Origin of the sequence: Devosia sp. (genome assembly GCF_965229025.1) — a bacterium.
Classification (GTDB): domain Bacteria; phylum Pseudomonadota; class Alphaproteobacteria; order Rhizobiales; family Devosiaceae; genus Devosia_A.
In genome coordinates this window covers 861,126-887,944 of record NZ_OZ245853.1, presented here as the reverse complement: position 1 = coordinate 887,944, position 26,819 = coordinate 861,126, and the positions used below count along the sequence as shown (strand labels likewise).

General features: G+C 64.6%; 20 protein-coding genes. 8 read left to right on the top strand and 12 right to left on the bottom strand.

The window, feature by feature from the left end:
• The first annotated feature begins 2 nt into the window (after positions 1-2).
• Positions 3-215, top strand: a complete 213-nt coding sequence (locus tag ACO06J_RS04280) for a ribbon-helix-helix domain-containing protein (RefSeq protein ID WP_421759465.1) — start codon at positions 3-5, stop codon at positions 213-215.
• Here ACO06J_RS04280 and ACO06J_RS04275 read toward each other — a convergent pair.
• Both ACO06J_RS04275 and ACO06J_RS04270 read right to left on the bottom strand, forming a co-directional pair.
• Positions 212-3,808: an AsmA-like C-terminal region-containing protein gene (locus ACO06J_RS04275; RefSeq protein ID WP_421759464.1), complete on the bottom strand. Its 3,597-nt coding sequence runs from the start codon at positions 3,806-3,808 to the stop codon at positions 212-214. The two genes, ACO06J_RS04280 and ACO06J_RS04275, sit on opposite strands and share 4 nt — an antisense overlap.
• Positions 3,809-3,986: 178 nt before the next feature.
• Positions 3,987-6,152: an esterase-like activity of phytase family protein gene (locus tag ACO06J_RS04270; RefSeq protein ID WP_421759463.1), complete on the bottom strand. Its 2,166-nt coding sequence runs from the start codon at positions 6,150-6,152 to the stop codon at positions 3,987-3,989.
• Positions 6,153-6,314: 162 nt separating this feature from the next.
• Here ACO06J_RS04270 and ACO06J_RS04265 point away from each other — a divergent pair, with 162 nt between their 5' ends.
• Both ACO06J_RS04265 and ACO06J_RS04260 read left to right on the top strand, forming a co-directional pair.
• Positions 6,315-8,651, top strand: a complete 2,337-nt coding sequence (locus ACO06J_RS04265; protein ID WP_421759462.1) for an ATP-dependent helicase — start codon at positions 6,315-6,317, stop codon at positions 8,649-8,651.
• Between the two features lie 142 nt (positions 8,652-8,793).
• Positions 8,794-9,030, top strand: a complete 237-nt coding sequence (locus tag ACO06J_RS04260; protein ID WP_421759461.1) for a DUF2798 domain-containing protein — start codon at positions 8,794-8,796, stop codon at positions 9,028-9,030.
• A 35-nt stretch (positions 9,031-9,065) separates the two neighbouring features.
• Here ACO06J_RS04260 and ACO06J_RS04255 read toward each other — a convergent pair whose 3' ends face one another.
• Positions 9,066-10,037: a DMT family transporter gene (locus ACO06J_RS04255; RefSeq protein ID WP_421759460.1), complete on the bottom strand. Its 972-nt coding sequence runs from the start codon at positions 10,035-10,037 to the stop codon at positions 9,066-9,068.
• 155 nt (positions 10,038-10,192) lie between these two features.
• Between ACO06J_RS04255 and cls the strand changes: the two genes are divergently transcribed.
• The 3 genes from cls to ACO06J_RS04240 all read left to right on the top strand — a co-directional run bounded on the left by cls (position 10,193) and on the right by ACO06J_RS04240 (position 13,332).
• Positions 10,193-11,623: a cardiolipin synthase gene (gene cls / locus ACO06J_RS04250; protein ID WP_421759459.1), complete on the top strand. Its 1,431-nt coding sequence runs from the start codon at positions 10,193-10,195 to the stop codon at positions 11,621-11,623.
• Between the two features lie 5 nt (positions 11,624-11,628).
• Complete coding sequence (locus tag ACO06J_RS04245; RefSeq protein WP_421759458.1) at positions 11,629-12,336, top strand: endonuclease/exonuclease/phosphatase family protein; 708 nt, start codon at positions 11,629-11,631, stop codon at positions 12,334-12,336.
• A gap of 126 nt (positions 12,337-12,462) precedes the next feature.
• Positions 12,463-13,332, top strand: coding sequence for a 50S ribosomal protein L11 methyltransferase (locus tag ACO06J_RS04240; RefSeq protein WP_421759456.1), 870 nt, complete (start codon positions 12,463-12,465; stop codon positions 13,330-13,332).
• A 334-nt stretch (positions 13,333-13,666) separates the two neighbouring features.
• On the opposite strand, the gene ACO06J_RS04235 is transcribed toward ACO06J_RS04240, so the two are convergent.
• A complete protein-coding gene (locus ACO06J_RS04235; protein WP_421759455.1) occupies positions 13,667-13,801 on the bottom strand; it encodes a hypothetical protein in 135 nt (44 codons plus the stop codon).
• Positions 13,802-14,048: 247 nt separating this feature from the next.
• Here ACO06J_RS04235 and ACO06J_RS04230 point away from each other — a divergent pair, with 247 nt between their 5' ends.
• A complete protein-coding gene (locus ACO06J_RS04230; RefSeq protein ID WP_421759453.1) occupies positions 14,049-15,878 on the top strand; it encodes an aminopeptidase P family protein in 1,830 nt (609 codons plus the stop codon).
• 254 nt (positions 15,879-16,132) lie between these two features.
• Here ACO06J_RS04230 and ACO06J_RS04225 read toward each other — a convergent pair whose 3' ends face one another.
• From ACO06J_RS04225 to ftsZ, 7 genes are all read right to left on the bottom strand, one after another.
• Positions 16,133-16,621 (bottom strand): hypothetical protein, encoded by a 489-nt coding sequence (locus ACO06J_RS04225; RefSeq protein ID WP_421759452.1) that lies wholly within the window; start codon positions 16,619-16,621, stop codon positions 16,133-16,135.
• Positions 16,622-16,715: 94 nt separating this feature from the next.
• Positions 16,716-17,183 (bottom strand): DUF3828 domain-containing protein, encoded by a 468-nt coding sequence (locus ACO06J_RS04220; RefSeq protein ID WP_421759451.1) that lies wholly within the window; start codon positions 17,181-17,183, stop codon positions 16,716-16,718.
• Between the two features lie 61 nt (positions 17,184-17,244).
• Entirely contained in the window at positions 17,245-19,395 is a 2,151-nt protein-coding gene (gene ligA / locus ACO06J_RS04215) for an NAD-dependent DNA ligase LigA (protein ID WP_421762446.1), read from the bottom strand.
• A gap of 62 nt (positions 19,396-19,457) precedes the next feature.
• A complete protein-coding gene (gene recN, locus ACO06J_RS04210; RefSeq protein WP_421759450.1) occupies positions 19,458-21,128 on the bottom strand; it encodes a DNA repair protein RecN in 1,671 nt (556 codons plus the stop codon).
• A gap of 102 nt (positions 21,129-21,230) precedes the next feature.
• Positions 21,231-22,070 carry an outer membrane protein assembly factor BamD gene (locus ACO06J_RS04205; protein WP_421759449.1) on the bottom strand — a complete coding sequence of 280 codons (840 nt, stop codon included), beginning with the start codon at positions 22,068-22,070 and terminating at the stop codon, positions 21,231-21,233.
• An 82-nt stretch (positions 22,071-22,152) separates the two neighbouring features.
• On the bottom strand, positions 22,153-23,109 hold the full coding sequence (gene lpxC / locus ACO06J_RS04200) for a UDP-3-O-acyl-N-acetylglucosamine deacetylase (protein WP_421759448.1): 957 nt from the start codon (positions 23,107-23,109) through the stop codon (positions 22,153-22,155).
• 104 nt (positions 23,110-23,213) lie between these two features.
• Positions 23,214-24,872, bottom strand: a complete 1,659-nt coding sequence (gene ftsZ, locus ACO06J_RS04195) for a cell division protein FtsZ (RefSeq protein ID WP_421759447.1) — start codon at positions 24,870-24,872, stop codon at positions 23,214-23,216.
• Positions 24,873-25,179: 307 nt separating this feature from the next.
• Between ftsZ and ACO06J_RS04190 the strand changes: the two genes are divergently transcribed.
• Positions 25,180-25,425 carry a hypothetical protein gene (locus ACO06J_RS04190; RefSeq protein WP_421759446.1) on the top strand — a complete coding sequence of 82 codons (246 nt, stop codon included), beginning with the start codon at positions 25,180-25,182 and terminating at the stop codon, positions 25,423-25,425.
• 80 nt (positions 25,426-25,505) lie between these two features.
• Here ACO06J_RS04190 and ftsA read toward each other — a convergent pair whose 3' ends face one another.
• Positions 25,506-26,819 carry a cell division protein FtsA gene (gene ftsA, locus ACO06J_RS04185; RefSeq protein WP_421759445.1) on the bottom strand — a complete coding sequence of 438 codons (1,314 nt, stop codon included), beginning with the start codon at positions 26,817-26,819 and terminating at the stop codon, positions 25,506-25,508.

Sequence of the window (26,819 nt, the reverse complement as noted above, 5' to 3'; positions counted from 1 at the left end):
GGGTGCAAAAGCGCTCGCTGACTATTGCCGGACATCGTACCAGCATTGCGCTTGAACCCGAATTCTGGGAGGCGGCAGAAGCACTTGCGCTGTCGCGCGGCCTGCCTCTCGCAACCCTGATCCGCGAGATCGACGAGGCCCGCGAGGCGCCGAACCTCTCGTCCGCCGTGCGCGTCGCCATCCTGAAATCGCTGCAGGACCGGGCGGGCGCCTAGTTCCCCAGCCCCAGGTCCATCGGCTTGGTCAGTTCCTCTTCGGCCTTCTTCCGGGCAGCCTCTTCAGCTGCCGCCTTGGCAGCGGCTTCGTCAGCAGCCTTCTGCTTGGCAGCCGCGTCCGCTGCAGCCTGCTTGGCAGCGGCCTCATCGGCAGCCTTCTTGGCCGCTGCTTCGTCGGCGAGCCGCTGGGCTTCGGCAGCCTTCCGGGCCTCATCTTCGGCTTTCAGGGCCTCCAGACGGGCGACTTCGGCCTCGTAAGCTTTGACCATGACGGCGTCGACGAGGGCCGAGGCATCGATCGTGCGCTCGGGAATAAGCAATGTGCCGCCGAGGGTTAGAGAAAGTTTGGCGGAGGCGGCGTCGACCAGCGCGGTGGGGAGGAGGTCGGTGGCCGAGAGCGAATAGCTGCCGCCCAGCACCAGGTCGGCGAGGCGGAGGGTGCCACTGCCGAACAGCAGGCCCCCGGCGCCGGAAATAGGCACGTTGGGGCTGCGGAGCGTCCCGCCGGCAATGGTGAAACTACCGATCATCTGCGGGGCGGAGAACGTGCCGCCCTCCAGCTTTTGTTCAATTAGATCAGTGACTTGATCTGGCTTCTGATCGACTATCCCCTCCAGCGAGGTAACCGCCGCGATGGCGCTGGGGTCGAGGTGGGCGATGGTCAGCTGATCGACCGAATAGGTCCCCTCCCCGGTCATCGCCTCCATCAGTCCCGCGACACTGCTGGCTGTGCCGGCGAACTGGCCGGAGGAATTCACCTTTCCATTCAATGCGTTAGCAACAGCCTCAGGAACAATGGCATCGAGATCGACACCGGCGAGTGCCACCCGGCCGCTAAGGGTCTTGTCGCTGAGCGGCCCGGCGCAGCAGAGTGCTGCCTCCAAGGTCACATTGCCATCGCCAAGCGTAGCCGCAAAGTTACGCAAGCGGGTCGCCGTCGTGTCCCAGTCGAGATCAAAGCTGATATTTTCCAGTGACTTACCGGCGACCATCGCAAGGCTCGGCGCGGTGATATGCACGCGGCCGGACGTCGTGCGCGGCGCGTCGCCGGTGCTGAGCGGCCCATCAGGCCAGAGCGAACCGCTGCTTTTGAGCAGGGCCGCCGGGCCCGCGAGCGTCTGCAGCAGCCCGCCAGCGTCCAGATCAGACGCCGCGATTTCGCCGCTGACCTGCCGCGAGTCAACCCCGCCGATGAACGACAGATGACCGGAAAATCCATGGCCCTCCGCACTGCCGGACAATCCTGTCAGCGAGATCGATTTGAGCCCGTCGAAAGTGAGCGTCGCCGTTCCGTTGAGCGGCGGCAGGCTGATGCCCGAAACCCCAAATCGTGACGCCAGACCCTCGAGGTCGGTCAGCGACGCCTTGAGCGTCCCGCTACCCGAAAACGCATCCGGATTGGTAACCACCAGGTTGCCGGAAAAGCCCAGCGAGTCCCCCTGCCCGTCGACCAGCATGGTCGTCGCAAGGCTGGTGGCGACATTACCCTCGATCATCCCGACGAGATGCATCGGCCCGCCGCCGGGCACGAGGCCGACGTCGCCGAGCCCCAACTGAGTGGTCATAGCCGTCGGATCCGCCGAGCGCGCATCGACCCGCACCTTCATCTTGCCCGACAGGGCCCGCAGGAACCCCGCTTCGAGACCGGCGTCTGCCGAGATTTCAGTGGCGCCGGCAGTGCCCGAGAGCGTCAGGTTCTGCGCCCCGTTGCCGCTCGGCGCGCCGAGGCGAAAGGCGAGGTCGAGTGGAAAGGTCCGGGCGAGGAAGCCGGACACCGCGGGCGGCGTGTCGAGGCTGGCGAGGAACGCGGCCGTCGCAGGCGCAGCCGCCGAGGCAATGGTCACCGTGCCGGAGCCCGAGAGTTCGGGCTTGGCGAGCGTGCCGAACACCGTCGCCGAAACCTGCAGTTTCGCGCCGCCCAAATCGTCGGCCGCGAAATTGTCGATGACCAGCACCCCTCCATCCCACGAGCCCTTGGCGACCAGGGCCGTGCCGTCGAGATCGCCGAGCGTCATGAGGTCGGCAACGATGTCGAACTCGCCCTTGGGAAAGGTCACGGGGAACGCGAAGTCGGCAGAGAGGTCGGGCAAGAGCGCCACCAGCGCCGCGCTGCGGGCCGCATCGAGTGCGCCGATATTGGCCGTCAGGTGCAGGTCGCGCTCATTGCCGATGCCCACCTGCGCCGCAAAACCGCTGCTCGTCCCATCAAGCGTCACCTGCCCGCTGCTGACCGAAAGCGTTTCGCCCACCAGATCCAGCCGCGCCGAAATCTCGCCCGGCATCGCAAACAGCGGATTGCCCTCCGCCGGCTTCCGCCACAGCGTCGAGAGCGCGTCGAGCCGCTGCGACTTGAGCGAGAACGTCCCGGCAAAGTCCGGTCGGCCAGTCGGCATGGTGATCTCGCCCGCCAGCGACACCGTGCTGTCGCCCGGCAACTCGCCGCTGAACCCAGTCACCGTCCACGCCGCGTCATGCGCCCGGGCATCGAGCCGGACATTGCGCAGCGAGAAGGCGCGGAGGTTGAGCTCCGCTATATCCACGCCGATCTTTCCGGGCAGGCCCGGGGCGGCGGGGATCGGCAACTCCCGCAGCAGCCGCACCAGTTCATAGGGCTCCACCGCCTGCTCGGTGGTGGCGTCGCGCGGCGGCAGCGCCACCAGCCCGCCGGAAATGACGGCGTTGAAGGCCATCTCGGCCCCCAGCGTCACATCGGCAGCACCCTGCAGGCGGGTCGCCGCGCGGTTCTCGTCCGGCGTCAGCAGATACTCCGAGAGGAGGATCTTGGACGGCGTCGCCTCCACCTTGCTGGTGATCACCAGATCGCCCTGCCCGGCATCGGCAGCCGCCGGGTCAGCCGGCTTCGGCGGCGGCTGGCGATAGGTCATCGTGCCGGAATAGGCGGGCCGCACCCCGGTGGTCAGGAGGCCCTCTGTTGAAAAGTTGAAGCGCTCATCGGCTGCGCGCAGAGTTGCCGACACTTGCGCCGTGCCGTCGGGCTCCAGCGCGCCTGAACTCAGGCGCAGGCTATAGGCGACGCTGCCGACCTCGCCTGTGCCCTGAAAGCTGAAGGGGCCGCGCAGGGCTTCCAGCCTTACCGCGCCGGCCACATTGCTGGCCGTGTAGGTCTTGCCCGAGCGCGCATCGCTGAGCCGCACCGTGCCACCGGTGACCTGCGCATCGGCGATCGAGATATTGGACGTGCTGACCTGCTGCGCCAGCGTCACCCCGGTGGCAACCGAGCCATCGGCGGCCACCCTGATATCAACCACCGGCTGCTCAAGCGTCAGGCTGGTGACGGTATAGCGGTCACGGACAAAATCGATCAGCGAGAACTCGGCCACCACCCGCTTGATTGTGAGGCTCGGTGCCTCCGCTGCCCCGGCGGTGACATCGACGAACTCCAGCTTGGGCTGTGGCAGGAGCGAGAAATGGATGTCGCCGGCAATGCTCACCGGCTCGCCGAGTACTTCGCTGGCAATCGCCGCCATCCGGTCGCGGTAATCGCCCCACGGAATGAACGCCGGCACGACGAATGCTGCCGCCAGCGCCAGAATGGCGATGACGCCGACAACGATGTAGAGCCGGTTCAGCACGGGACTTGGGAATCTCCGCCAATCTCAACGGAGTGTAGGCAAAGCCTCATCCCGCGTCACGCGGCGATGGAGGTTGTCCGGTCACGAAAGTGCCGTGTGTGGCAGCGGCGCACCGCGACCCAAAAACAGAGGAGGCCGGCCCCGAAGGACCGGCCCCAAAACCGCACGAGCAGGCGGCTTATTCGATCTTGCCGACCGACCAGAAGAAGGTTTCGCCCGAAGAGTCGGCGACACCGTCATTGTCGGTGATGACGTAGCCGGTGCCGGCGGCGTCGATGGCAAAGCTTTCGACCTTTTCGGCCACAAAGCCGTTGTTCTTGGCGAGGTCAGGGATCAGGTCGCGAACCTCTTCCTTCTTGACCACCGGCAACTCGGTGCCGATTTCAGCGCCCTTGAGGTCGGCAATCGCGACGCGGAAGATCTTCTTCAGCGCGGCCTTGGCGCCGACCTGGTTGTCGCGCTCGATCAGATAGACATAGTCGCCATGCGCGGTGATTTCGCTCAGCCCGTTCCAGGCGCCCTCAGCGGCGGCCTCGAGCGGGTAGTGCACGGCAGTCCACTTCTTTTCCTTGGTGTCGTAGCCGAGGAGCTTCACCATCCCGGCCGGATCGTCCTTCCACTCACGCTGGATCGCCACCCAGAGCGTGTCGCCGATCTTGGTGACGCCTTCCGAGCCGTAGCGGATTTCGCTCGGCAGCAGCGCCTCGGGGAACGCCACTTCTTCGGTGATCTTGCCCTCGGCATCGACGTGGTAGAGCGCGTGCGGCACCAGCTTGTCGCTGCGGCCTTCCGAGGCGAGCCAGAAGCCGCCATCGCCATCGAGCGTGATGCCTTCAAGGTCGAGCTTCTGCGCGGCGTCGCCGCCGCGGGTGACCACGGTCTTTGCCGTGATGCGGGCCGGTGTCGCGGTCGCATCAACGGTGTAAATCGAGGGCTGGGCCGAGAGGAAACTGTCGGAGACGACATAGAGGATACCGGGCTTTTCAGCGTCGGCTACAGCGCCGGAGAGCGCCACCCAGCCGATCGGATGACCATCGGCATCGAGATCGGAGACGATCTGCGGGTAGATCGGTGCAGCATCTTCAAGCTGGTAGAGCATCACGTGCGAGCGCGCGCCGCCATCGGCGCCGAGATCTAGCTCGTTCGCGGTGGCCAGCAGCTTCCGCGACGGGATGGCGACAAGGCCTTCCGGCGAAATGCCCGAGGGGAGCGACTGCAGGTATTCGGGCTCAACGCCGGCACCATTGTCCTTGAGCACGGCGATCAGCGACGAGCGCTCTTCGGCGACAAAGAAATAGTTGGTGCCGTCGATGGTCGCGGTCTCGAGACCTTCGGGCTCGACGCCCTTCTTGTTGCGGCTGTCCGGATAGTGGCCCATACGCGCGGCTTCGAGTTCGAGCTTGGGTCCGCTCTCGTAGGCGATGGTGCCGTCCTTGTTGAAGATGGTGATGCTGCGCGAGCCGCCCTTCCAGTCGCCTTCATTGGCGACGACGAGGCGGTTGTCATCGAGCCACTTCACGGCGTCGGGCTCACGGGCGACGTCTTCCATCTTGCCGGTGAACTTGAGCGCGCCATCCTTCTTGGTGTCGATATTTTCGACCGTCACCTTGCCGGCCGAAAAGTGCGCCGTCACCGTGCCGGTGTTGCCGTCGATAATGACGATCTCGTTGTTTTCCTGCAGCGTCAGCGCCACTTCGTCGAGGCCGTTGATCGACACGAACTCGGGTTCCGGATCATCGCCAGCGACCTCAGACAAGCCGGTGACTTCGACCTTCTTGAGGCTCGCCGCATCAAGCGCGCCGTCCTTGAGGTTGAGCAGCACGAGATAGCCGGCCGGCAGCTGCGGCAGGTCGCCGTCATTGACCTCTTCATCGCGCTCGTTCTCGATAGCAATGGCGATCAGGTCACCCTTGGCGTTGTGCGTGATCGAATCGGGCTGGCCGCCGAGGTCCACTGTCGTCTCGATCGCCTTGGTGGCGAGATCGACGACCACCAGCTTGCCAGAGGGCTTGGCCTTGCTTTCCGAGGTATTGACCGCCGCATAGACCTTGCCGCCGATGATGGTGACCGAAGTCGGCTCGCCATCGAGCGACAGGAAGCCGGCAGCCTTGGGCGCCTTGGCGTCGGTGATATCGACAAAGCCGATGCCGCCGGCCGGGCTATCGGAATAAACCAGCGTCATGCCGTCGTCCGATGCGGCAATGATTTCGGCCGAAGTCGCCTTGGCCTCGGCGTTATTGAGCGCCACGGGGAAGCTCGCGACGCGGTTGAACACCGGCGCGGCATAGGCGGATGTGGCGAGAAGGCTGGCCGTGGCGGCGGCGAGAATGGACTTGGTGAACATGGTGCGCCTCTTTCAAATCTGATCAATGCACTCCGCTTAGGGGCCGTGCATAAAACCGAAATGACAGCGGGATGACGGCTCCGTGACAATGGCCGCGCATATACATCGGGTGGGTCACTCCCTATATTCGCCTGAGAACGAAACAGGATTCGTCAACCCTTCATGACTGCTGAACCCACCCGCATCGAGCGCCCCGCCAAGGGGTCGATCACCAGCCAGCTCGGGCGGGGTGCGCCGGATTATCTGAAGGGGCTGAACGAAGAGCAGCGCGAAGCCGTGCTGACCACCGAGGGCCCGTTGCTGGTGCTCGCGGGCGCCGGCACCGGCAAGACCCGCGTGCTGACGACGCGGATCGCCCATATCCTCACCTCGCGGCTGGCCTGGCCGTCGGAAATCCTGTCGGTGACCTTCACCAACAAGGCGGCGCGCGAGATGAAGGAGCGCATCGGCGTGCTCGTCGGCTCGGGCGTCGAGGGCATGCCGTGGCTCGGCACCTTCCACTCGATCGGCGCGCGCATCCTTCGCCGCCACGCCGAACTGGTGGGGCTGAAGCCAGATTTCACCATTCTGGATAGCGACGACCAGATCCGGCTGATCAAGCAGCTGCTCGAAGTCGCCAACATCGATGAAAAGCGCTGGCCGGCCAAGCAATTCGCCGGGATGCTCGATGGCTGGAAGAACCGCGGGCTGCTGCCGCGCGATGTGCCCGCCGCCGACCTCTCCTACTTTGCCAATGGCCGCGCACCGGACCTTTATCAGCAATACCAGGACCGGCTGGCGACGCTGAACGCCACCGATTTCGGTGACCTGCTGCTGCTCTGCATCGGCCTCTTCCGCGACCACCCGGACGTCCTGGCCGAGTATCACAAGCGCTTCAAATACATCCTCGTCGACGAGTACCAGGATTCAAACGTCGCCCAGTATCTGTGGCTGCGCCTGCTTGCGCAGGGAAAACCGGCGCCCGAGGCCAATCTCTGCGTCGTCGGTGACGACGACCAGTCGATCTATGGCTGGCGCGGCGCTGAGGTGGACAACATCCTCCGCTTCGAAAAGGACTTTCCGGGCGCCAAGGTGATCCGGCTCGAACGCAACTACCGCTCGACCTCCAACATCCTCGCCGCCGCCAGCCACCTGATTGCGCATAATGAGGGACGGCTGGGGAAGACGTTGCAGACCGATGTCGGCGAGGCGGGCGATCTCGTCGGCGTCACTTCGGTGTGGGACAGCGAGGAAGAGGCGCGCCAGATCGGCGAGGAAATCGAGCAGTTCCAGCGCCAGGGCGATGAGCTCAACTCAATGGCGATCCTCGTCCGCGCCTCGCACCAGATGCGCGAGTTCGAAGAGCGGTTCATCACGCTAGGCCTGAGCTATCGCGTCATCGGCGGCCCGCGCTTTTATGAGCGGAAGGAAGTGCGCGATGCACTGGCCTATCTGCGGCTGGTCGCCAACCCGACCGACGACCTCGCCTTCGAGCGCATCATCAATACGCCCAAGCGCGGCCTTGGCGATTCAACGCTGAAGATCCTCTTCGACACCGCCCGGCACCAGCGTATCCCACTGTTCAACGCCGTGCGCATGCTGATCGAGACCGAGGAGTTGAAGCCCAAGCAGCGCACCACGCTGCGCGATCTCGCGGCGCAGTTCGACAACTGGGCCGAGCGCGGCCGCACCATCGACCACGCCGAACTCGCCCAGCAGGTGCTCGATGAGTCTGGCTACACCGAGATGTGGCAGCTCGACAAATCACCGGATTCCGCCGGCCGGCTCGAGAACCTGAAGGAACTCGTGCGCTCGATGGAGGGGTTCGAGAACCTTGCGGGCTTCCTAGAACACGTCTCCCTCGTGATGGAGCGCGACACCGGGGCCGGCGAGGACGCCGTCTCGATCATGACGCTGCATTCGGCCAAGGGGCTGGAGTTCAAGACCGTGTTCCTCCCCGGTTGGGAGGAAGGCCTGTTCCCCAGCCAGCGCACCCTCGATGAAGGCGGCCGCGCCGGGCTCGAGGAAGAGCGGCGGCTCGCTTATGTCGGCCTGACGCGGGCACGAAAACGCCTCCGCGTGTTCCTCGCGCAGAACCGGCGCATCCACGGGCTCTGGCAATCGGCGATCCCGTCGCGCTTTCTCGATGAGCTTCCGGCCGAGGCGGTGGAGGTCAAGGACACCGGCTCATCCTACGGCGGCTATGGTTATGGCGGGCGCAACGCCAACCGGTTCGATACCCGCGATCCGTTCGATTCCGTTTACGAGACCCCCGGCTGGCAGCGCGCCCGCGCCCAGTCCGGCCAGCGCAAATCCGCCGGTCCGCTGACCATCGACGGCGACCTCGTCGCCCGCTCCGTCGACGACGGCCGCGGCTCCGCCTACGACCTCGGCCAACGCGTCTTCCACCTCAAATTCGGCTACGGCCGCGTCGACGCCATCGAAGGCAACAAGCTGACGATCGAATTTGAGAAGGCAGGGCGGAAGAAGGTGCTGGATAGCTTTATTCAGAAGGGGTGAGGGGCTTGTCGGCCGCTGGGGGCGGAGCTATTCAAGCACTGCTGCTCAGCGAGCTCCCGTAAGCGTTTGACGTCAACCAACGCGCAACCCGCCGCCGGCGGAGTGCGCTTGTGCGCGACGCGCGGTGAACTGGAGTGTTCCGATGACTTTCAAGAAACTGCCCGCCCGCTATGCAGCGGTGGTGACACCGTTCCTGCTGTCGCTGCTGATGACCTGCGTGGTCTCCGCCGTCAGCCTGCTGCGCAGCCGCGGGCTCGACGCAACCGCCCTCGCCCTCTGGCCCTCGGCCTGGGCCATCTCGTGGGTAGTGGCCTTCCCGGTACTGCTGGTGGTGCTGCCGCTGGTGCGCCGGATGACGGGGATGATCGTCGACGTCTGACCCTCAAGGGGCCCTGCGCAACAGCCGGGGCCACCCTACCCTTCCGGCGTGCTCACTTCCTTGGCCTTGGTGTTATCGAGCCCCAACCGGTGCTCGCGGAAGATGATGTAGATGCCAGCGCCGACGACGATGAGGCCGCCGACCAACATCGGCAGCGTCGGGATATCCTGGAACAGCAGGTAGCCCACGATGATCGAGAGGACGAGCGAGGTGTACTCGAACGGCGCCACCACGCTCATGTCGGCGTGGCGGTAGGACTCGGTGAGGAGAATCTGCGCGATGCCGCCAGTGATCCCCGCGCCCACCAGATAGGCGAACTGCAACGGCGTCGGCGTCACCCAGTCGAACAGCAGCGTCACCGAGCCGATCAGCGCCGAGGTGACGGAAAAGTAGAGGACGATAGTCGCCGAGCGTTCGGTCTGCACCAGCCGCCGCACCAGCAGCATGGCGGTCGCAGCAAAGACGCAGGCGATGAGCGACGAGATGGCGCCCAGCGTCGCCCCCTGCACATCGGATATGCCGCCCGAAAAGACGCTGAGCCGCGGCCAGATGATGATGATCACGCCCACCAGCCCAACCGTTACCGCGCTCCAGCGATAGAGCCGCACGCGCTCATGGTAGAAGAGCGCGCTGAACACCACGATGACCAGCGGCGTCGCGTAACTCAGCGCAATCGCCTCGGGCAGCGGCAACTGCGTCAGCGCGTAGAACCCGAACGCCATGCCGCCGGTGCCCACAAGGCCGCGCCAGACATGGCCGAGCGGATAGGCGGTCTTGAAACCCACGATCAGCTCGCGGCGAACGGCGAGATAGATCACCACCGGCACGATGGCGAAGGCCGAGCGGAAGAACACCAGCTCGCCCGCCGGAATGCCCTGCGAGGCTTTCAAGAGGCTCGACATGACGAGAAACACGCAGACCGAGGCGACCTTGAAGGCAATGCCCCTCAGCGGGGTGTGGCGCGCGTCCGTGATGATGTCGGACGGGCTATCGGGGGGCACTGACACGCGAAAATCCGAAGCGGCCGGAGAAGAGGAGCATCTTTGTCGCCCCGTTCCCCGCGCCGTGCAAGTTGATCATACGTAGGGCCACGCGATGGTGGCGCTGCCGCCGCGCCATGCGATAAGACCGAAACAGCCCTTCGCCGGAGCGCCCGCGACTCATGCTCAGAGCCCTCGCCGCCAACCTCCATATCGTCGCCGCGATCATCGCCGCCATCTATCTGCTGGCGGCAGTGTGTGCGGTGCGCGAAGTGATGGCGTCGCGCACCTCGCAGGGCTCCATCGCCTGGCTATTGTCCCTGTTCTTCCTCCCCTTCCCCACCGCCTTCATCTACCTGGTGTTCGGCTGGAAGCATTTCGACAGCTACACCAAGACGCGCCACAAGATCCGGCACAACCGCATCCTCCGCTCCGAGGATTTGAAGGTCATCGACCGCGAGACGGGCAAGGCCTGGCCGGTGCTCATCCGCGCTGCCGGCATGCCCTTCACCGATGGCAACCGCACCGAACTGCTGATCGATGGCCACGCGACGTTCGAGTCAATCTTTGCCCGCATCGCCGAGGCCGAGCACTACGTGCTGGTGCAGTTCTATATCGTCCGCGACGATGCTCTGGGCCAGCGCCTCGCCGATGTACTGATCGAGCGGGCGCAGGCGGGCGTTGCGGTCTACATGCTCTACGACGATGTCGGCAGCTCCGGCCTGCCGCGGGCCTATCGCGAGCGGTTGAGGGCGGGCGGCGTCAAGATTTCCGGTTTCAACCAGCGCCACGGCTTCATCCGCCTGTTCGGGCCGATGCGCATCAACTACCGCAATCACCGGAAAAACGTGGTGGTCGATGGCAAAGTCGCCTGGGCCGGTGGCTCCAATATCGGCATCGAATACCTTGGCGAAGACCCCAAGATCGGCGATTGGCGCGATACCCAGATCCTCATCGAAGGGCCCGCCGCGCAGGCCTTTGCCCTGGTGTTCCGCGAAGACTGGAGCTGGGCAGCGGGTGAAGAACTGGTGCTGCCCGCCCCCGAAAAGCTTGAAAGCCCGGGCGATGCCTCGGCGCTGCTGATGGCCACCGGCCCCGCCGACAAGTTCGAAGCCTGCGCCATCGCCTTTACCGATATGATCGCGCAGGCGCGCACGAGACTCTGGGTGGTGAGCCCCTATTTCGTGCCCGATACCGATGTACGCACCGCGCTCTACGCAGCGCAGATGCGTGGCGTCGATGTACGGCTGATGCTGCCGGCCAACCCGGACCAGTTGCTGGTCGGCCTCGCCACGACCGCCCATGCCGATGCCATGGTCAATCACGGCATCGAAGTCTACCGCTACACCAAGGGGTTCCTGCACCAGAAAGTGCTGCTGGTCGATGACGTGATGGCGAGCGTCGGCAGCGTCAATTTCGATAACCGCTCCTTTGCCATCAATTTCGAGCTGACCCTCTGGCTGCCCGGCGCAAAAGAGATCGCCGCTGTCGAAAAAATGCTCCACGACGACTTCAAGAACTGCACCCGCGTCACCCGCGAGGATGTCGAAAAACGCGGCTTTCCGCTCCGCTTTGCCACCCAGGCCGCCAAGCTCCTCTCTCCTATTCTCTGAGACCCATGTTCAAAGTCGCCTCCTACAATATCCGCAAGAGCCTCGGCACCGACCGGCAGCGCCGCCCAGACCGGATCATGGGCATCCTCGCCGAAATCAACGCCGACGTGGTGGCGCTGCAAGAGGTCGACCGCCGCTTCGGCCAGCGCGTCTCGACGCTGTCTGCCGACGCCATCATCGACAACACCGCCTACCTCCCCGTCCGCTTCGGCATCCGCGAGCAGAGCCTCGGCTGGCACGGCAATGCGCTCCTGGTGCGTAAAGGCATCGAAGTGGTGAACCAGCAACTCGTCGAAATCCCCGCCTTCGAACCGCGCGGCGCCGTGCTGGCCGACCTCCGCATCGGCGATAGCCTCGTGCGCATTGTCGGCATGCACCTGGGGCTGATGGGCAGCTCACGGCTGAAACAGGCGCAGGCGATTGTCGCCTACCTCGAAAAGCTCGAAGGCAAGGTGCCGACCATCATCATGGGCGATCTCAACCAGTGGGCCCCCGATGGCGGGTGTCTCGCGCAGTTTGCCCGCCACCACCAGGTGATCGCGCCCGGCCGCAGCTTTCACTCGCGCCGCCCCATGCTGGAGCTCGACCGCATCATCACCAGCCGCGATATCAGGCTCGAGACCGCCGGCGTGCACCATTCCGCCCTGTCGCGGCTCGGCTCCGATCACCTGCCGGTCTGGGCCAATCTGCACCTGCCTGAACGATCCGCTTAACGCTGGCGCGCTCCGGCTGTTGACTTCGCGGCGGCGGCGGGCACAACAGCGGCGGACTTGAATTTGTCGCGTTTCCGAACCGGAAAACCGTCGCCACTTTTCCTGGAAACGCCTTAGGATTTGATCATGACCCTCTCGCAAGTTTCGACCCCGCTCACCAAGGACCAGGCCTATGCATTGGTCGACGCCGTGATGGCGCGCGACGACGTCGCCGTCACCGCCTCGGCGCACGAGGATGCCGAGACCGGCGAGTGGGTGTTCGAGGCGACCTGCATCGAGGAGCCGGATCTCGAAGTGTTCAACCAGTTGGCCCGCGAAGTGCTGGGCGGCGACGTGACCTTCGGGGTCGAAGCCATCGACCCCGAGGTCAACTGGGTGGCCAAGTCGCTCGAAGGCCTGAAGCCGGTGATCGCCGGCGGGTTCTACGTCCACGGCAGCCACGATGCCGACGCCATCCCCGGCGGCGTCACCGCCATCCGCATCGATGCCGCGCAGGCCTTCGGCACCGGCCACCACGAAACCACCGCCGGATGTCTTGAAGCCATCGACAACGCCCTGAAGCGCCGCCGCTTCCGCTCCATGCTCGATGTCGGCACCGGCACCGGTGTCCTCGCCATCGCGCTCGCCAAGCGCACTCATCTGCCGGTGATCGCCAGCGATATCGACCCCATCGCGGTCACCACCACCGCCGAAAACGCCCGCGACAACGGCGTCGGCCGCTTCGTCATCGCCATTGAGGCCACCGGCCTCGAACACCGCCAGATCGCTGCCGGCGCGCCCTACGACCTGATCGCCGCCAACATCCTCGCCGGCCCCTTGGTCGCCCTCGCACCCGCCATGCGCAAAGCCGCCGGCAAGGGCGCCACCATCATCCTCTCCGGCATCCTCAACCACCAGGCGCCCAGAGTTGTCTCCGCCTATGCGCGCCAGTCGATGGTGCTCAAGCACAAGATAATCAAGAAGGAATGGTCGACGCTGGTGCTGGAGCGGGTATAGGCGCGAACCTGCCGGGCTCCCTCCCCCTCCTCAGGAGGAGGGCCGGGGTGGGGTCGGCTCGCGCAGGGGGCCGCTACGGTCTTCCTTCTCCCCTTGAAGGAGAAGGTGGCGCGCAGCGCCGGATGAGGGGTTCGCAACACTTAGTGTTGCGCGATCCGAGCATCGCGAGGAGCGGCCGTTGCGGAGGAGAGAACCCCTCATCCGCCCTTCGGGCACCTTCTCCCTCAAGGGGAGAAGGAAGTCGGCCACTGCACCCCCCAAAACGAAAACCCCCGGACTCACATCCGGGGGTTTCACAATCGTTCATTCCAAGTCGGGCGCGTAGCGCCTCGGCTTAGTTCGGGCGCTTGGTGAAAGCGCCGAGCAGAAGGTGCTCGCGGTGACGGCCGATGCTGCGAGTTGCCTCGCGGCCCCGCGCTTCGATCACGCTGCCAAGCGCCTTGTGGAAATCGTTCTTGCTCTCGGGCATCATATTCTCCCGGTCCTTCTCTCAATGCGGCGGTTCTGCCACGACGCAATAGATAGTCTCGACCGGCCTCCGCAGTAAGTCCTTGTTGCGAAAGGCAGCCATGCCGTCGATGCAGGGCGCGTTAATGACAAGTGAATCGAATCAACCCCCACAAAGAGCTGGAGACGGGATTGGGCTCAAAGGCAGGCTCTGCTAGGCTCAAATCCCTGTTCGACCCCCGCTTTTGAGCCAGAAAGCCTGCCCCGCCATGTCCGACCGCGCATTTGAGCCGCCCGTTTTCCAGACCTTTGACATCCGCACCACGCCAAAAACCGTGGCCGGACGCCTGAAGGCGCTGCGCGCGGCGATGACTGAGGCTGGGCTCGATGGCTTTCTCGTGCCGCGCACCGATGCGCATCGTGGTGAGTCGGTGCCGCAGAGCGAGGCGCGGCTGGCCTATATGACGAGCTTCAATGGCTCGGCCGGCATTGCCGTGATCGGCGCGAAGAAAGCGGCGCTGTTTGTGGACAGCCGCTACACGCTGCAGGCGCCGGCCGAAACCGACACGCGGAACGTCACCGTGATCGAGACCGCCCAAGGCGGGTTGTCACCACGCATCGCCGAGTTCGTGCCGCCCGGCGGCAAGCTCGGTTACGATCCGTGGCTGCATACGCCCAGCGAAATCGCGGACCTTGGCCTGAAGCTCGCCGGCAAGCTGACGCTGGTGCCGACTGCCAACCTCGTCGACACCATCTGGGCTGATCGCCCCCTGCCCCCCAACGGCATGATCGAGTTCCTCGGCCACAACCGCGCCGGCAAGCTCGCCGCCGACAAGCTGGCCGACGTGCGGGCGCTGCTGGCGGCCGACGATGCCGATGCCGTGGTGCTGACCATGCCGGAATCGATCAACTGGCTGTTCAACATGCGCGGCCGCGACGTGCCCAACGTGCCGGTGGTGCTGTGTTTTGCGCTGGTGCCGAAAAAGGGTATGCCGACGCTGTTTTTTGCCAAGGACAAGATCACGCCCGAACTGCGCCACGGGCTTGAAGGCCTCGCCAAGGTGGCTGACGTTTCGACCATGGTAGCCGCGCTGCGGAAGCTCGGTGCCGGCGACAAGCGCGTCATGATCGACCCAGCGACCGTGCCGCTCGCCATCGCCAACGCGATCAAGGGCGTGAGCGAGGCAACGCTGATCGAACGCCGCGACCCGACGCTTTTGGCCAAGGCGATCAAGAACGATGCCGAGCTCGCCGGCATGCGCGAGGCGCACAAGCTCGATGGCGTGGCGCTGGCAAAGTTCCTCTGCTGGTTCGATAACGAGGCGCCCAAGGGCAAGCTCGACGAGATCGGCATCGTCGCTGCGCTCGAAAGTTTCCGCCGTGAGGAGTCGACGCTGGTCGATATCAGCTTCGATACGATTTCGGGCGCCGGCCCGAACGGCGCGATCGTCCACTACCGGGTGAACCGGCAGACCAACCGTGTGCTGAACCCGGGCGAGTTGATGCTGGTCGATTCGGGCGCGCAATACCTGATGGGCACCACCGACATCACCCGCACGCTCTATACCGGCAAGCCGACGGCCGAGATGAAGGACCGGGTGACCCGCGTGGTCAAGGGCATGATCGCCATCTCGCTGGCGCGCTTCCCCAAGGGCACGTCTGGCGCGCAACTCGATACCCTGGCACGGCAGTTCCTGTGGCAGGACGGCGTCACCTACAGCCACGGCACCGGCCACGGCGTCGGCGCGTTCCTTTCGGTGCACGAAGGCCCGGCGGGCATTTCGAGCCGCTACACCACGCCGCTCGAAGTGGGCATGGTGATTTCCAACGAGCCCGGTTTCTACAAGGCAGGCAGCTTCGGCACCCGTACGGAAAACCTCGTGACCGTGGTGGAGAGCGCGGTCGGCGATGGCGGCTTCCTCGAGTTCGAGACGCTGACCCTGGCGCCCATCGACACCCGCCTGCTCGATGAAAAGCTGCTGACCCGCGCCGAAAAAGACTGGCTCAACGCCTACCACAAGCGTGTCTACAAGGAGATCGGCCCGCACCTGAAGAGCAAGGTGAAGGACTGGCTGAAAGAAGCGACGCGGGAGATTTAGGCTCCGCCTGCTCCCTCCCCCTTGTGGGGAGGGCCGGGGTGGAGGTCAGCGCATACGGAAAGAAAGGCCCCCTCACCCGGCCTTCGGCCGACCTCTCCCCCAAAGGGCGAGGTGAGGAGGTGGCGTGATCGTGCCCCCGCTTACCTCTCCCTTCGGGGGAGAGGTCGCCGCGGAGCGGCGGGTGAGGGGGCCTTTCTTCAAACCGTCCAGACCTATGCGATCAGGCGGCGGCGGATGGGAACCTGCCCCGCCCCTCATTTCACGCTGAACGGGTCGTATTGCAGCAGCCAGGAGAGCAGCCAGTTCTCGCCGCTGCCGAGCGAGGCGACATCATCGACTTTCCAGCCGGCGGCTTCCTTGACCATCGCGATGCTGAGAAGGCTCGCGTGGTCGAAATTGTGAAAGCTCACCGTCGCGACGGCGCGGTCGCCACTGATCACCGGCTCGCCCAGCACCACATCGAGCATCAGCGAGTGCTGGCCCTCGATGAACGGATCGAAGGTGAGCGCGGCGGCAGCATTGGGGTCGATGGTTGCGCCCGACTCGTCGACCGCCTGCTTGGCCGCATTGGCCGCAAAGATGTCGCGCAGCCGCTCGGAGTAATATTGCTCGTTGCCGGTCGGAGTCTGCCCCGCGATGTAGGGCGCGTAGATTGCGCTGAGCAGCGCCTTGGGGTCGTCATAGGCATTGGCGGCGCTGGCAAAGCCGAGAGCCATCAACAAGGCGGCGAGCAGATGACGCATGGGACCCGTCGTGCTGGAGTTCGATAAGTGCCAGCTAGCAACGCGATGGGGCGCCATCACGGCAGTGCCGCGCCACAATTGCGGCAGGTAGGCCTCAGGGCATCGGGGCCTGCAGAATGTCGAGCAGGTCATAGGAATAGTCGGCGCTGCTGGCCCAGACGTCATCGATCTTCCAACCGCCCTCCTCCTTGACCAGCGCATAGCCGAGGTCCTGCGGGGTATCGAAATTGTTGAAGGTGACATGGACGATCGCCTTGCCGCCCGCATAGAGCGGCGGATCGATCTTGAGCTTGGTGATCGTGTAGTCTTGGCCGTTGATATAGGGGTCGAAATCGATCCGCCCGATATCGCCATTGGCCTCCTTGATGTCCTTTTCAAACAGCCCGTTCAGCCGCGCGCTCTGCATGGCATCGATCGCGTCCTGGTCGGGGAACTCGTGCGTCGGCGCATAGCCCTCATAGAGCGCGGTCAGGAGCGCGACGGGGTCGGCATAGGGTTCAGCCGCGTTGGCGAGTGCCGTCGTGGCGAGGAGAGCGGCGGTAGCGAGGACGAGCAAGCGCATCGAACAGACTTCCATAACTTAACGACAGCCGACGGCCGTCTTGTGACGATCGGGGACGCTCTCAGCGGGCGACAAGCGCCAGCCAATCATCCTCACTGAGTATACGCACGCCGAGGCTCTGAGCTTGGGTAAGTTTCGAGCCCGCACCGGGACCGGCTACCACCATATCGGTGTTCTTCGACACCGAACCCGCCACTTTCGCCCCGAGCCGCTCGGCCATGGCCTTGGCCTCACCCCGCGTCATCTTTTCGAGGCTGCCGGTAAAGACCACAGTCTTTCCAGCCACTTCGCTGTCGGCGGAGATGTCGAGGACGTAAGGCTTAGGGTGCACTTGAACTAGCAGCGCATCGAGCACATCGTCATTGCGAGAATTGCCGAAAAAATCGATCAACGCCCCGATCACGGTGTCGCCGATGCCGTCGACGGACGGAAAAACCGCATGCGGATCATCAGGTTGCGCGGCAGTCGCCTTCCCCACCTCAATGAGCTTCTCGATAGTCGAAAACGTCCGCGCCAGGACCGCGGCGGTGGTTTCGCCGATGTGGCGGATGCCGAGGGCAAAGATGAAGCGGTCGAGCTCCGGCTCGCGCCGGGCATCGATGGCGGCAAACAGCTTGTCCAGCCCACCAAAATTGCGGTCCTCCACGCTGCGCACATTGGTGCGGGATTTGCCCGAGGCTGTCTCCCGCTCCCGCGCCTGCGCCTCACGCCGCTCGGCCAGCGCCTGCTGCACGGCGGGGCGGCGGTCCTTGAGGGTGAAGATATCAGCGGCGGTCTTGATGAGGCCAGCGTTGAAGAACAGATCAATGTTCTCCGCCCCCAGCCCTTCGATATCCATGGCCCCGCGCGAAACGAAATGCCGAAGCCGTTCAACGGCTTGCGCGGCGCAGATCAGCTCGCCGGTGCAGCGACGGCGCGAATCTTCCTTGCTGGTCTTCTCGTTGATCTCCCGCGTCGCCGCCGAGCCGCAGACCGGACAGACATGCGGGAACTCGTAGGGCACAGCGTCGGCCGGGCGCTTTTCCAGCACCACGCGGACGATCTGCGGGATCACATCACCGGCACGCTGGATCACCACAGTATCGCCGATGCGGATGTCGATTGGCACCTCGCCGCGGATCGGCGCGCCGGTCGAATCGATGCCCTTGATGTAGTCCTCGTTGTGGAGCGTGACGTTTTCAACGACGACACCGCCAACGCTGACCGCCGCCAGCCGCGCGACCGGCGCCAGCGTGCCAGTGCGACCGACCTGGATATCGATCCTGAGCACGGTCGTCGTCGCCTGCTCGGCCGGGAACTTGTGCGCCACGGCCCAGCGCGGCTCGCCGGTGACGAACCCCCAGCGGCGTTGCAATTCGAGGTCGTCGACCTTGTAGACCACGCCATCGATATCGTAGCCGAGCGAGGAGCGCTGCGCCTCGATGAGGCGGTATTGCGCGATCAATTCCTCGACCGAAGTGGCGCGGACCATAAGCGGGCTGACGGCAAAGCCCCACTCCGCGAACTTCTGCACCGCCTCGAACTGCGTCGGCGCCGGATCAGCGCTTGCCGCGCCCCAGGCATAGGCGAAGAACCTGAGGTTGCGGCTCGCAGTGACCGTGGGGTCCTTCTGGCGCAGCGAGCCGGCCGCCGTATTGCGCGGGTTGACGTAGTCCTGCCCGCCACTGGCCGCTGAGCGGGCCTTCAGCGCCTGGAACTCGGCATAGGTCATGTAGACCTCGCCCCGGATCTCGATGGTCTCTGGCCAGCCCGAGCCTTTGAGCCGATGCGGGATATCCGCGATGGTGCGGAGGTTTGCGGTGATATCCTCACCCACTGCCCCATCGCCGCGCGTCGCGCCCTGGACGAACACGCCGTTCTTGTAGAGCAGCGACGCCGACAGGCCGTCGATCTTGGGTTCGGCGGTGAAGACGAGCGACAGGTCCTTGTCGCGCTCGAAGAACCGGCGGCCGCGCTCAATAAAGTCGACCACGTCCTGATCGGTGTAGGCCTTCGCGAGGCTGAGCATGGGCACCGCATGGCGCACCTTGGCAAAGCCTTCGGCCGGAGCGCCGGCGACTTTTTCACTGAGGCTATCGGCACGCTTCAGTTCGGGAAACGCGGCTTCGATCGCCTGGTAGCGCCGCTTCATGGCGTCATAGGCGGCGTCGGTAATGTCGGGCGCGTCGTTCTCGAAATAGGCGCGGTCGGCAGCGCTCAGGAGCTCGTGCATCCGGTCGAGTTCGGCCTTGGCCTCGGGCTCCGAATAGCTTTCGACTTCAACGTCAGGGGCGCTCACGAGACCTCCGATATGAGCTTGCCGGCGGCGGCGCGGGCTTCGTCGGTGACCTTGGCTCCGGCGAGCATGCGCGCCACCTCTTCCTGCCGCGCCTTGCCATCGAGGCGGCGGACGTGGGTGCGGACGAACGCCCCCTCTTCGATCGCCTGCTTTTCGATGAGCAAATGGCTCTGGGCGCGTGCGGCAACCTGCGGCGCATGAGTCACGGTAAGCACCTGCACCTTGCGGGAAAGCCGCGACAGCCGGCGCCCGATGGCATCGGCCACAGCGCCACCGACGCCGGTATCGATTTCGTCAAAGATCAGCACCGGCGCCGAGCCGCGATCGGCGAGGACAACCTTTAGCGCCAGCAGGAACCGGCTGAGCTCGCCGCCCGAGGCGACCTTGAGGATGGGCCCCGGCAGCGTGCCTGGGTTGGTCTGCACATGAAACGCAACCTGGTCATAGCCGCTGGCGGCCACGCGGCTTTCATCGGCCTGCATTTCGACGATGAAACGCGCCGCACCGAGCTTGAGGTCCGGCAGTTCAGCTCCAACGGCGGCGCTGAGCGCAGTGCCAGCCTTGTAGCGCGCGGCGCTGAGGGCGGTAGCGGCAGCGACATAGGCGGTGCGCGCAGTGGCAGCAGCGGCCTTGAGTGCCTTGAGGCTCTCCTCTCCACTCTGCAGCATCTCCAGATCCGCCCTGTAGCGGGCAAGGACGTCCGACAGGCCGTCGCAGGTGGTCTGGTGCTTGCGGGCGGCGGCGCGGAGCGCAAACAGGCGCTCTTCGACCCGTTCTAGATCGGCCGGATCGAACGCCATCTCGCGCTTTAGCGTTTCGAGCGCGTCGGAGGTGGCATCGAGGGCGACGAGCGTGGTGTCGAGTGCTTCGACCACCGGCTGGAACACGGCCGCGCCAGCATCCGCCTTGCGGATAAGGCGGCGCATCAGCGCTGCGAGGGTCGGCCCGGGCGCCATGGGTCCGTTGAGGATCTCATCGGCGTCCCGCACTTCTTCGGCGGCGCGTTCAAGCTGCATCAGACGCTGGCGGCGCTCGGCGAGAGTCTCCTCTTCGCCGGCTTCGGGCGCGAGATCGCCCAATTCGGCCACGACGTGGCGGGCATACTCTTCGCGCGCCAACGCCTCGTTGATCACCGCCTGCTGGCCGTTGACCGCCGCATCAGCCTCGATCAGCGCCTCATAGGCACGCCAAGTGGCCGATACCAGCGACTCATGTCCGCCAAAGGCATCGAGCGCCGCACGGTGGCTGGCAACGTCCACCAGCGCCCGGTCATCATGCTGGCCGTGGATCTCGACCACGAGACGGCCGATGGCCTGCAGCAGGCCGGCAGAGACGGGTTGATCATTGATGAAGGCACGCGTACGGCCATCGGCGAACTGCACGCGGCGGAGGATGATGTCTTCGTCATCGGCGATGGCGTTTTCGCGCAAGGCTTCGCGGGCCGGATGGTTACGGGGCAGTTGCACGACGGCGACAACCTGCCCGCTCTCGGCCCCTGCCCTGACCAACGCCGCATCGCCGCGGCCGCCGAGTGCCAAGGTCAGCGCATCGAGAAGAATCGATTTGCCGGCGCCCGTCTCACCGGTGAGCGCCGTGAGGCCAGCTTCCAGGGAGAGATCGAGCTGGTCGATCAGCACGATGTTGCGAACCGAAAGCGCGCTCAGCATTCGGGATGGGCCCCTCGCAAACCTGCCGGGTAACGCCGGCACAATCCTGCCGGCGAAACTAACGCGCTAGGGAACAAACAGGCAACAATATTGTTGCCCGGATCAGCTCTTTTGCAGCTTGGCCAGCGAACTGCCGCTGTTGAGCTGCGGCGTCACGCCCTGCTTCTGCAACAGGTCATAAGCCTGCTTGTACCACATCGAGTTGGGGTAGTTATGCCCGAGGACGGCAGCAGCGGTCTGCGCTTCCGAGATCAGGCCAACGGCGAGGTTGGCCTCGGTCAGGCGGAACAGCGCTTCCTCGATATGGGTCGAAGTCTGGTACTGCTCGGCGACGACGCGGAAGCGGTTGATGGCAGCGGGGTAGTCGCCATTGCCTTCGTAGTAGCGGCCAACTGACATTTCCTTGCCGGCGAGCTGATCGACGGCGATGACCAGCTTGTCCTTGGCATCGGCAGCGTACTTGCTGTCGGGATAGTTCGAGATCAGCAGGGTGTAGGTATCGATGGCGTCGCGCGAAATCTGCTGGTCACGCGTGATGTCGGTGATCTGGCCGAAATAGGAATTGCCCTTGAGGTAGAGGACGTACGCAGCTTCCTTGGAATCCGGGTAAAGCGCCATATAGCGGTCGGCCGCAAGGATCGCGTCAGGGAACTTGCCAACGCGATAGTTGGCGAAAGTTTCCATCAGCTTGGCCTTCTCGTTGAACTCCGAGAAGGGATGCTGACGTTCCAGTTGGGCAAGCGTTCCGATGGCCGTCTGGTAGCGCTGCGCATCCATATCGTCGATGGCCTTCTGGTAGAGGACCTCCGGCGCGACGATTGGCTCTTCCTTGATTTTTGGCTGGCCAAACATACTGCAGCCGGCCAGAACCGCCACTGTTGCGCCAATCAGCGCGAAACGGGCGATACGGCCCAAAATACCTGCATGCTGAGAGATCGTCACGACCTGCCCCGTCCCTTCAAGCGCCACCGAAACCGGGAGGCGGACTAATAGCAAATAAGATCAAAACTGTGGCGCTTTGCTGTCAGCCCACAGAGCGGAGATAGGGCCTGACATTGATGCCTTCTGGCATGTCGTCGAGCGAGTCGAAGAGCTGCGGCAGCTCGTCGGCCGTCACGATCTCGTAGTTGGCCTCACTGGCAAACAGGCCGTGAAGGACAAGGGCATTGAGCGCATGACCGCCCTTGTAGGAACGGAACCGCCCGTAGATCGGCAGGCCGCAGAGGGCGAGGTCGCCAATCGCATCGAGCAGCTTGTGGCGCACGAACTCGTCCTCGTAGCGCAAGCCACCCGGATTGAGGATCCGGTCTTCGTGCACGGTGATGGAGTTTTCCATCGAGGAGCCGAGCGCATAGCCCGCCTGCCGGAGAATTTTCGCATCGCGGACGAACCCAAAGGTGCGGGCGCGGGAGACGTCGTCGTAATACTTGCGCGGCGTCCAGTCGAAGATCATCCGCTGTCGGCCGATGACACGGCTGTCGAAATCGATCTCGAGGTCGAACATCCGGCCGTTATAGGGCTCGAGCGCGGCCGAAGCCTCGTTGTTGCGCACCAGCACCTGGCGCATGATCTTGATGAAGCGGCGCGGTGCCGGCTGCACCGTGAGGCCCACGGCCATGATGCCTTCAACGAACGGCCAGGCGCTTCCATCGATGATCGGGCACTCGGGGCCGGTGATGATCAGGTGGGCGTTATCGACCCCAAGGCCGGACAGCGCCGAGATCACATGTTCGACAGTGGCGACGGCAACGCTGTCGCCAAGGTCGAGCGTCGTGCACAGCGTGGTGCGCGTGACGCGGGAGAAATGCACCGGGATCGGGCCCACCTTGCGGCCGTCTTCGACGTGCCGGGTGATGGTGTAGCCACTGTCGGGGGCCGCAGGTTCTATGACGAGAGTGACAGGGGAGCCTGAGTGAACCCCGATACCACTGAATTCGAGCGCATCCGCCAACGTCCGCTGCCGCGCCGAAAGTTTGTTCATGCTGAAGGACTCCAGCCCCGCTAACCCGAAGCACTCATAGACAATAAAATCCCGGCGCGGAAGCCGCGCCGGGAGATGGTCTACCTACTATCCCCTACGGCTGCCTAGCCGTGTTTCCGGAGGAAAGCTGGAATTTCGATATGTTCCTTCGCCTGCGGCTGCGCAGCAGGGCGGCCCATGGGGTCGAGATTGCCGCGAGCCCCCTCGGGAGCCCCGGAAACCCGCGTATTCCGGGACGCGCCGGCCTCGATGGCACTGCGCGCAGCAGCATCGTCGGCAGCCTGGTTCACGGCTGGCTCGTTGCGTGCAGGCTCGCTGGGACGAGCGCCCAGACCCACATTTGAAGCGAGGCGCTTGAACAGAGCACGGGCATTGCGCGGCTCGACTTCATGCTTTTCTTGTTCGGTGAGTGACCGTCTTGCAACAACCGGCAGCTCTTCGGTACGCGGCATGCGCCGCTGACCGTCGGGACGCTCGGCGCTGGAGGGCACGTAGGCACTGGGAATCGGCGCATCGACGACGCGCGGCGCCTCTTCGACATGGGTGTGGCTGGCGGCCGGGATATAGGGCTCGACGGTGACGCCGTCGTCTTCATATTCGGCGTAGGACTGCTGCTCGAAGGTGATGGCTTCGGCGACAGCCTGCTGCACCTGAGTCTCGATCGGCTCGGGCTCGGGTTCCGGCGCACGCTGCTGCGCAATCTGCTGCTGCGGCTCGGGAGCCGGGCGGCGCATCTGGGTGGCCTGGAGCGGCGCGCGGGACGGATTGGCCTTCATCGGCTCAAGCGCCTGCACCATGGTCGCATCGGTACCGGTCGCAACGACCGAGACGCGGATCGTGCCGCTCATGTTCGGATCGAACGTCGCGCCAAGGATGATGTTGGCGTCTGAGTCGACTTCCTCGCGGATGCGGCTTGCAGCCTCGTCGACTTCATAAAGGGTAAGGTCCGGACCGCCGGTGATGGAGATCAAGAGGCCACGTGCACCCTGCATCGACACGTCGTCGAGAAGCGGGTTGGCGATGGCGGCTTCTGCCGCGTGGCGGGCACGATCTTCGCCCGAGGCTTCGCCTGTTCCCATCATCGCCTTGCCCATGCCACGCATCACGGCGCGGACGTCGGCAAAGTCGAGGTTGATAAGGCCTTCCTTGACCATGAGGTCGGTGATGCAGGCGACGCCTGAATAGAGCACCTGGTCGGCCATCTTGAACGCATCGGCAAACGTGGTCTTCTCGTTGGCGACGCGGAAAAGGTTCTGGTTGGGGATGACGATGAGCGTATCGACATGGCGATGCAGCTCGTCGATGCCATCCTCCGCAAGCCGCGCTCGGCGGTTGCCTTCAAAGCTGAACGGCTTGGTGACCACACCGACGGTGAGGATCCCCTGCTCGCGGGCCGCGCGGGCCACGACCGGCGCAGCGCCGGTGCCGGTACCGCCGCCCATGCCCGCGGTGATGAACACCATATGCGCGCCCGAGAGGTGGTCGTTGATTTCGTCGTAGCTTTCCTCGGCTGCCGCGCGACCCACTTCAGGGTGCGAGCCGGCGCCAAGGCCTTCGGTAACTGAAACACCGAGCTGGATGATCCGCTGTGCGCTGGACAGCGCGAGCGCCTGAGCGTCGGTATTGGCCACCACAAAATCCACGCCGGTCAAGCCCGACGCGATCATGTTGTTGACCGCGTTGCCGCCTGCGCCGCCGACACCGAAAACGGTGATGCGGGGTTTCAGTTCCTGGATGTCAGGGATGGTGAGGTTGATCGTCATGATGGCCCCGTATGTGGCGTGTGGGACCAGTATTAGTCGCCAATTCGTTAACCAGACCCTAACAATGCGCACCAATCCGTTAACGTGATAGCAAAATGCGAGACCGCGGAATGGCTTGGTAAGGTTACGTTAAGCATGAAGATGAGGGACGGAAGGGTGGGGTTTGGGGAGCGGGTGGGAGGGAATCGGGGGGATTGGGAGCTTAGGGCGACAGTTCCCGCCCCACGCCCTGCCATCGTGTGGGAGGCCTTGACGGCTCTTGGCGTTGACGCTCCATTCCACAAAGTCAATTTGGAGCGGCCTAGACTTGAAAACCCAGCTGGCAAACTACCAGAAAAAGATACTCCGGAAGTGCCTAGGCGCCAGCTCCGCTGAATGGATCGGAAAGATCGCGGACGGGAGCATCTCGGATTCCGACGCCGAGTTCTTGATCGACAAGCTCAGCGAAGAGTTCCACTTGCAAGGCATCGACAAGAACTGGGAAGCGACTCGCTACGGAAAAGAAGTCTGGAGCGTAGTCGACCTCGTCAACGGGCCTAGGCTGGCCAAGTAAGCAACCGCCCCACCAACGCGCACTAACCTCGGGCGCCGGGTGATCATCCAGGGCTCAACGAAGGTCCAGCCCCTCGCCCCCTAAAAGCTCGTCCTGAGCCAGTTCCCCACCCGAGCAAAATACCCATCCGTCCCGGTGAGCTTGGCTGCGCGGCGGGCTTCGACGTATTCCTGGGCGCAGACTTGCGGGTAGATCAGCATGCCGGAGACGGTGGCGAAGCCGGCGCCCTTGGCCATGTCGGGGAGGCCCGAGATGCCCATCGGGCGGCCGTTGCGGACGTTGCGGGCGAGGACGCGGCGGGCGACTTCAGGCAGGCCCGTGAGCTCGCTGGCGCCACCGGTGAGCACGAACCGGCGGCCGCAGATATCCATCATGCCGGTCGCCTGCATGCGATCCTTGATGGCGGTGAGCACTTCCTCGATTCGCGGCCGGATGATGCGTGTGATGTGGGAACGCGGGATCTGCCCCGGCGCTTCGTCGCGCGTGGCGCCGACAGGCGTGATCGAGATCATCTCGCGCTCATCGGCCTGGCCAGGCAGCACCGAGCCATACATGGTCTTCAGCCGCTCGGCATCGGCAATGCCGACCGAGAGCTGGCGGGCGATATCGAGCGTCAGGTGCTGGCCGCCGATGGCGATGGCATCGGCATAAACGAGCTGGCCTTCGGCAAACACCGAGACCGTGGTGGTGGCGCCACCGAAATCGAGGCAGGCAACCCCAAGCGAGCTTTCGTCATCGACCAGTGTCGAGAGGCCCGAGGCATAAGGGGTGGCGACCAGCGCTTCGATCTGGAGGTGGCAGCGGTGCAGCACCAGCTCGATATTGCGCATGGCGAGGGTTTCGGACGAGACCACGGCGACATCGACGGAGAGCTTTTCGCCGACCATGCCGCGCGGGTCCTTGACGCCCTTCTGGCCATCGAGCGCATAACCGATGGGGAGCGCGTGGATGATCGAGCGCTCGGGGCGCACGGAGCGTTCGTTGACGGAGCGGAGCACGCGCTGCACGTCGGCACGCTCGACTTCCTGGCCGCCCAGATTGACGGTTGCTGAGAAGGTTTCGGAGCCCAGCCGACCGGCGGTGACGTTGACCACCACGGACTGCACGGTGACGCCGGCGGCGCGTTCGGCCATGCCGACCACGGTGCGCACGGCCTGCTCGGCCTTGTCGAGATCAGTGATGACACCGCTTTTGACGCCTGCGGATGGGCCGTAGCCGAAGCCGATGACTTCGACCATGTGGGTGCGGCCGCGGAGCGACTTGCCCTCCGGACGGGGCACAAGGCGCGCGATGACGCAGCAGATCTTGGTCGAGCCGATATCGAGCACGGAAACCAGCGAGGTGCGTCCGGGCTGCACGGGCTTCAGCCGGGCGGTCATGGCATCGGTCATCAT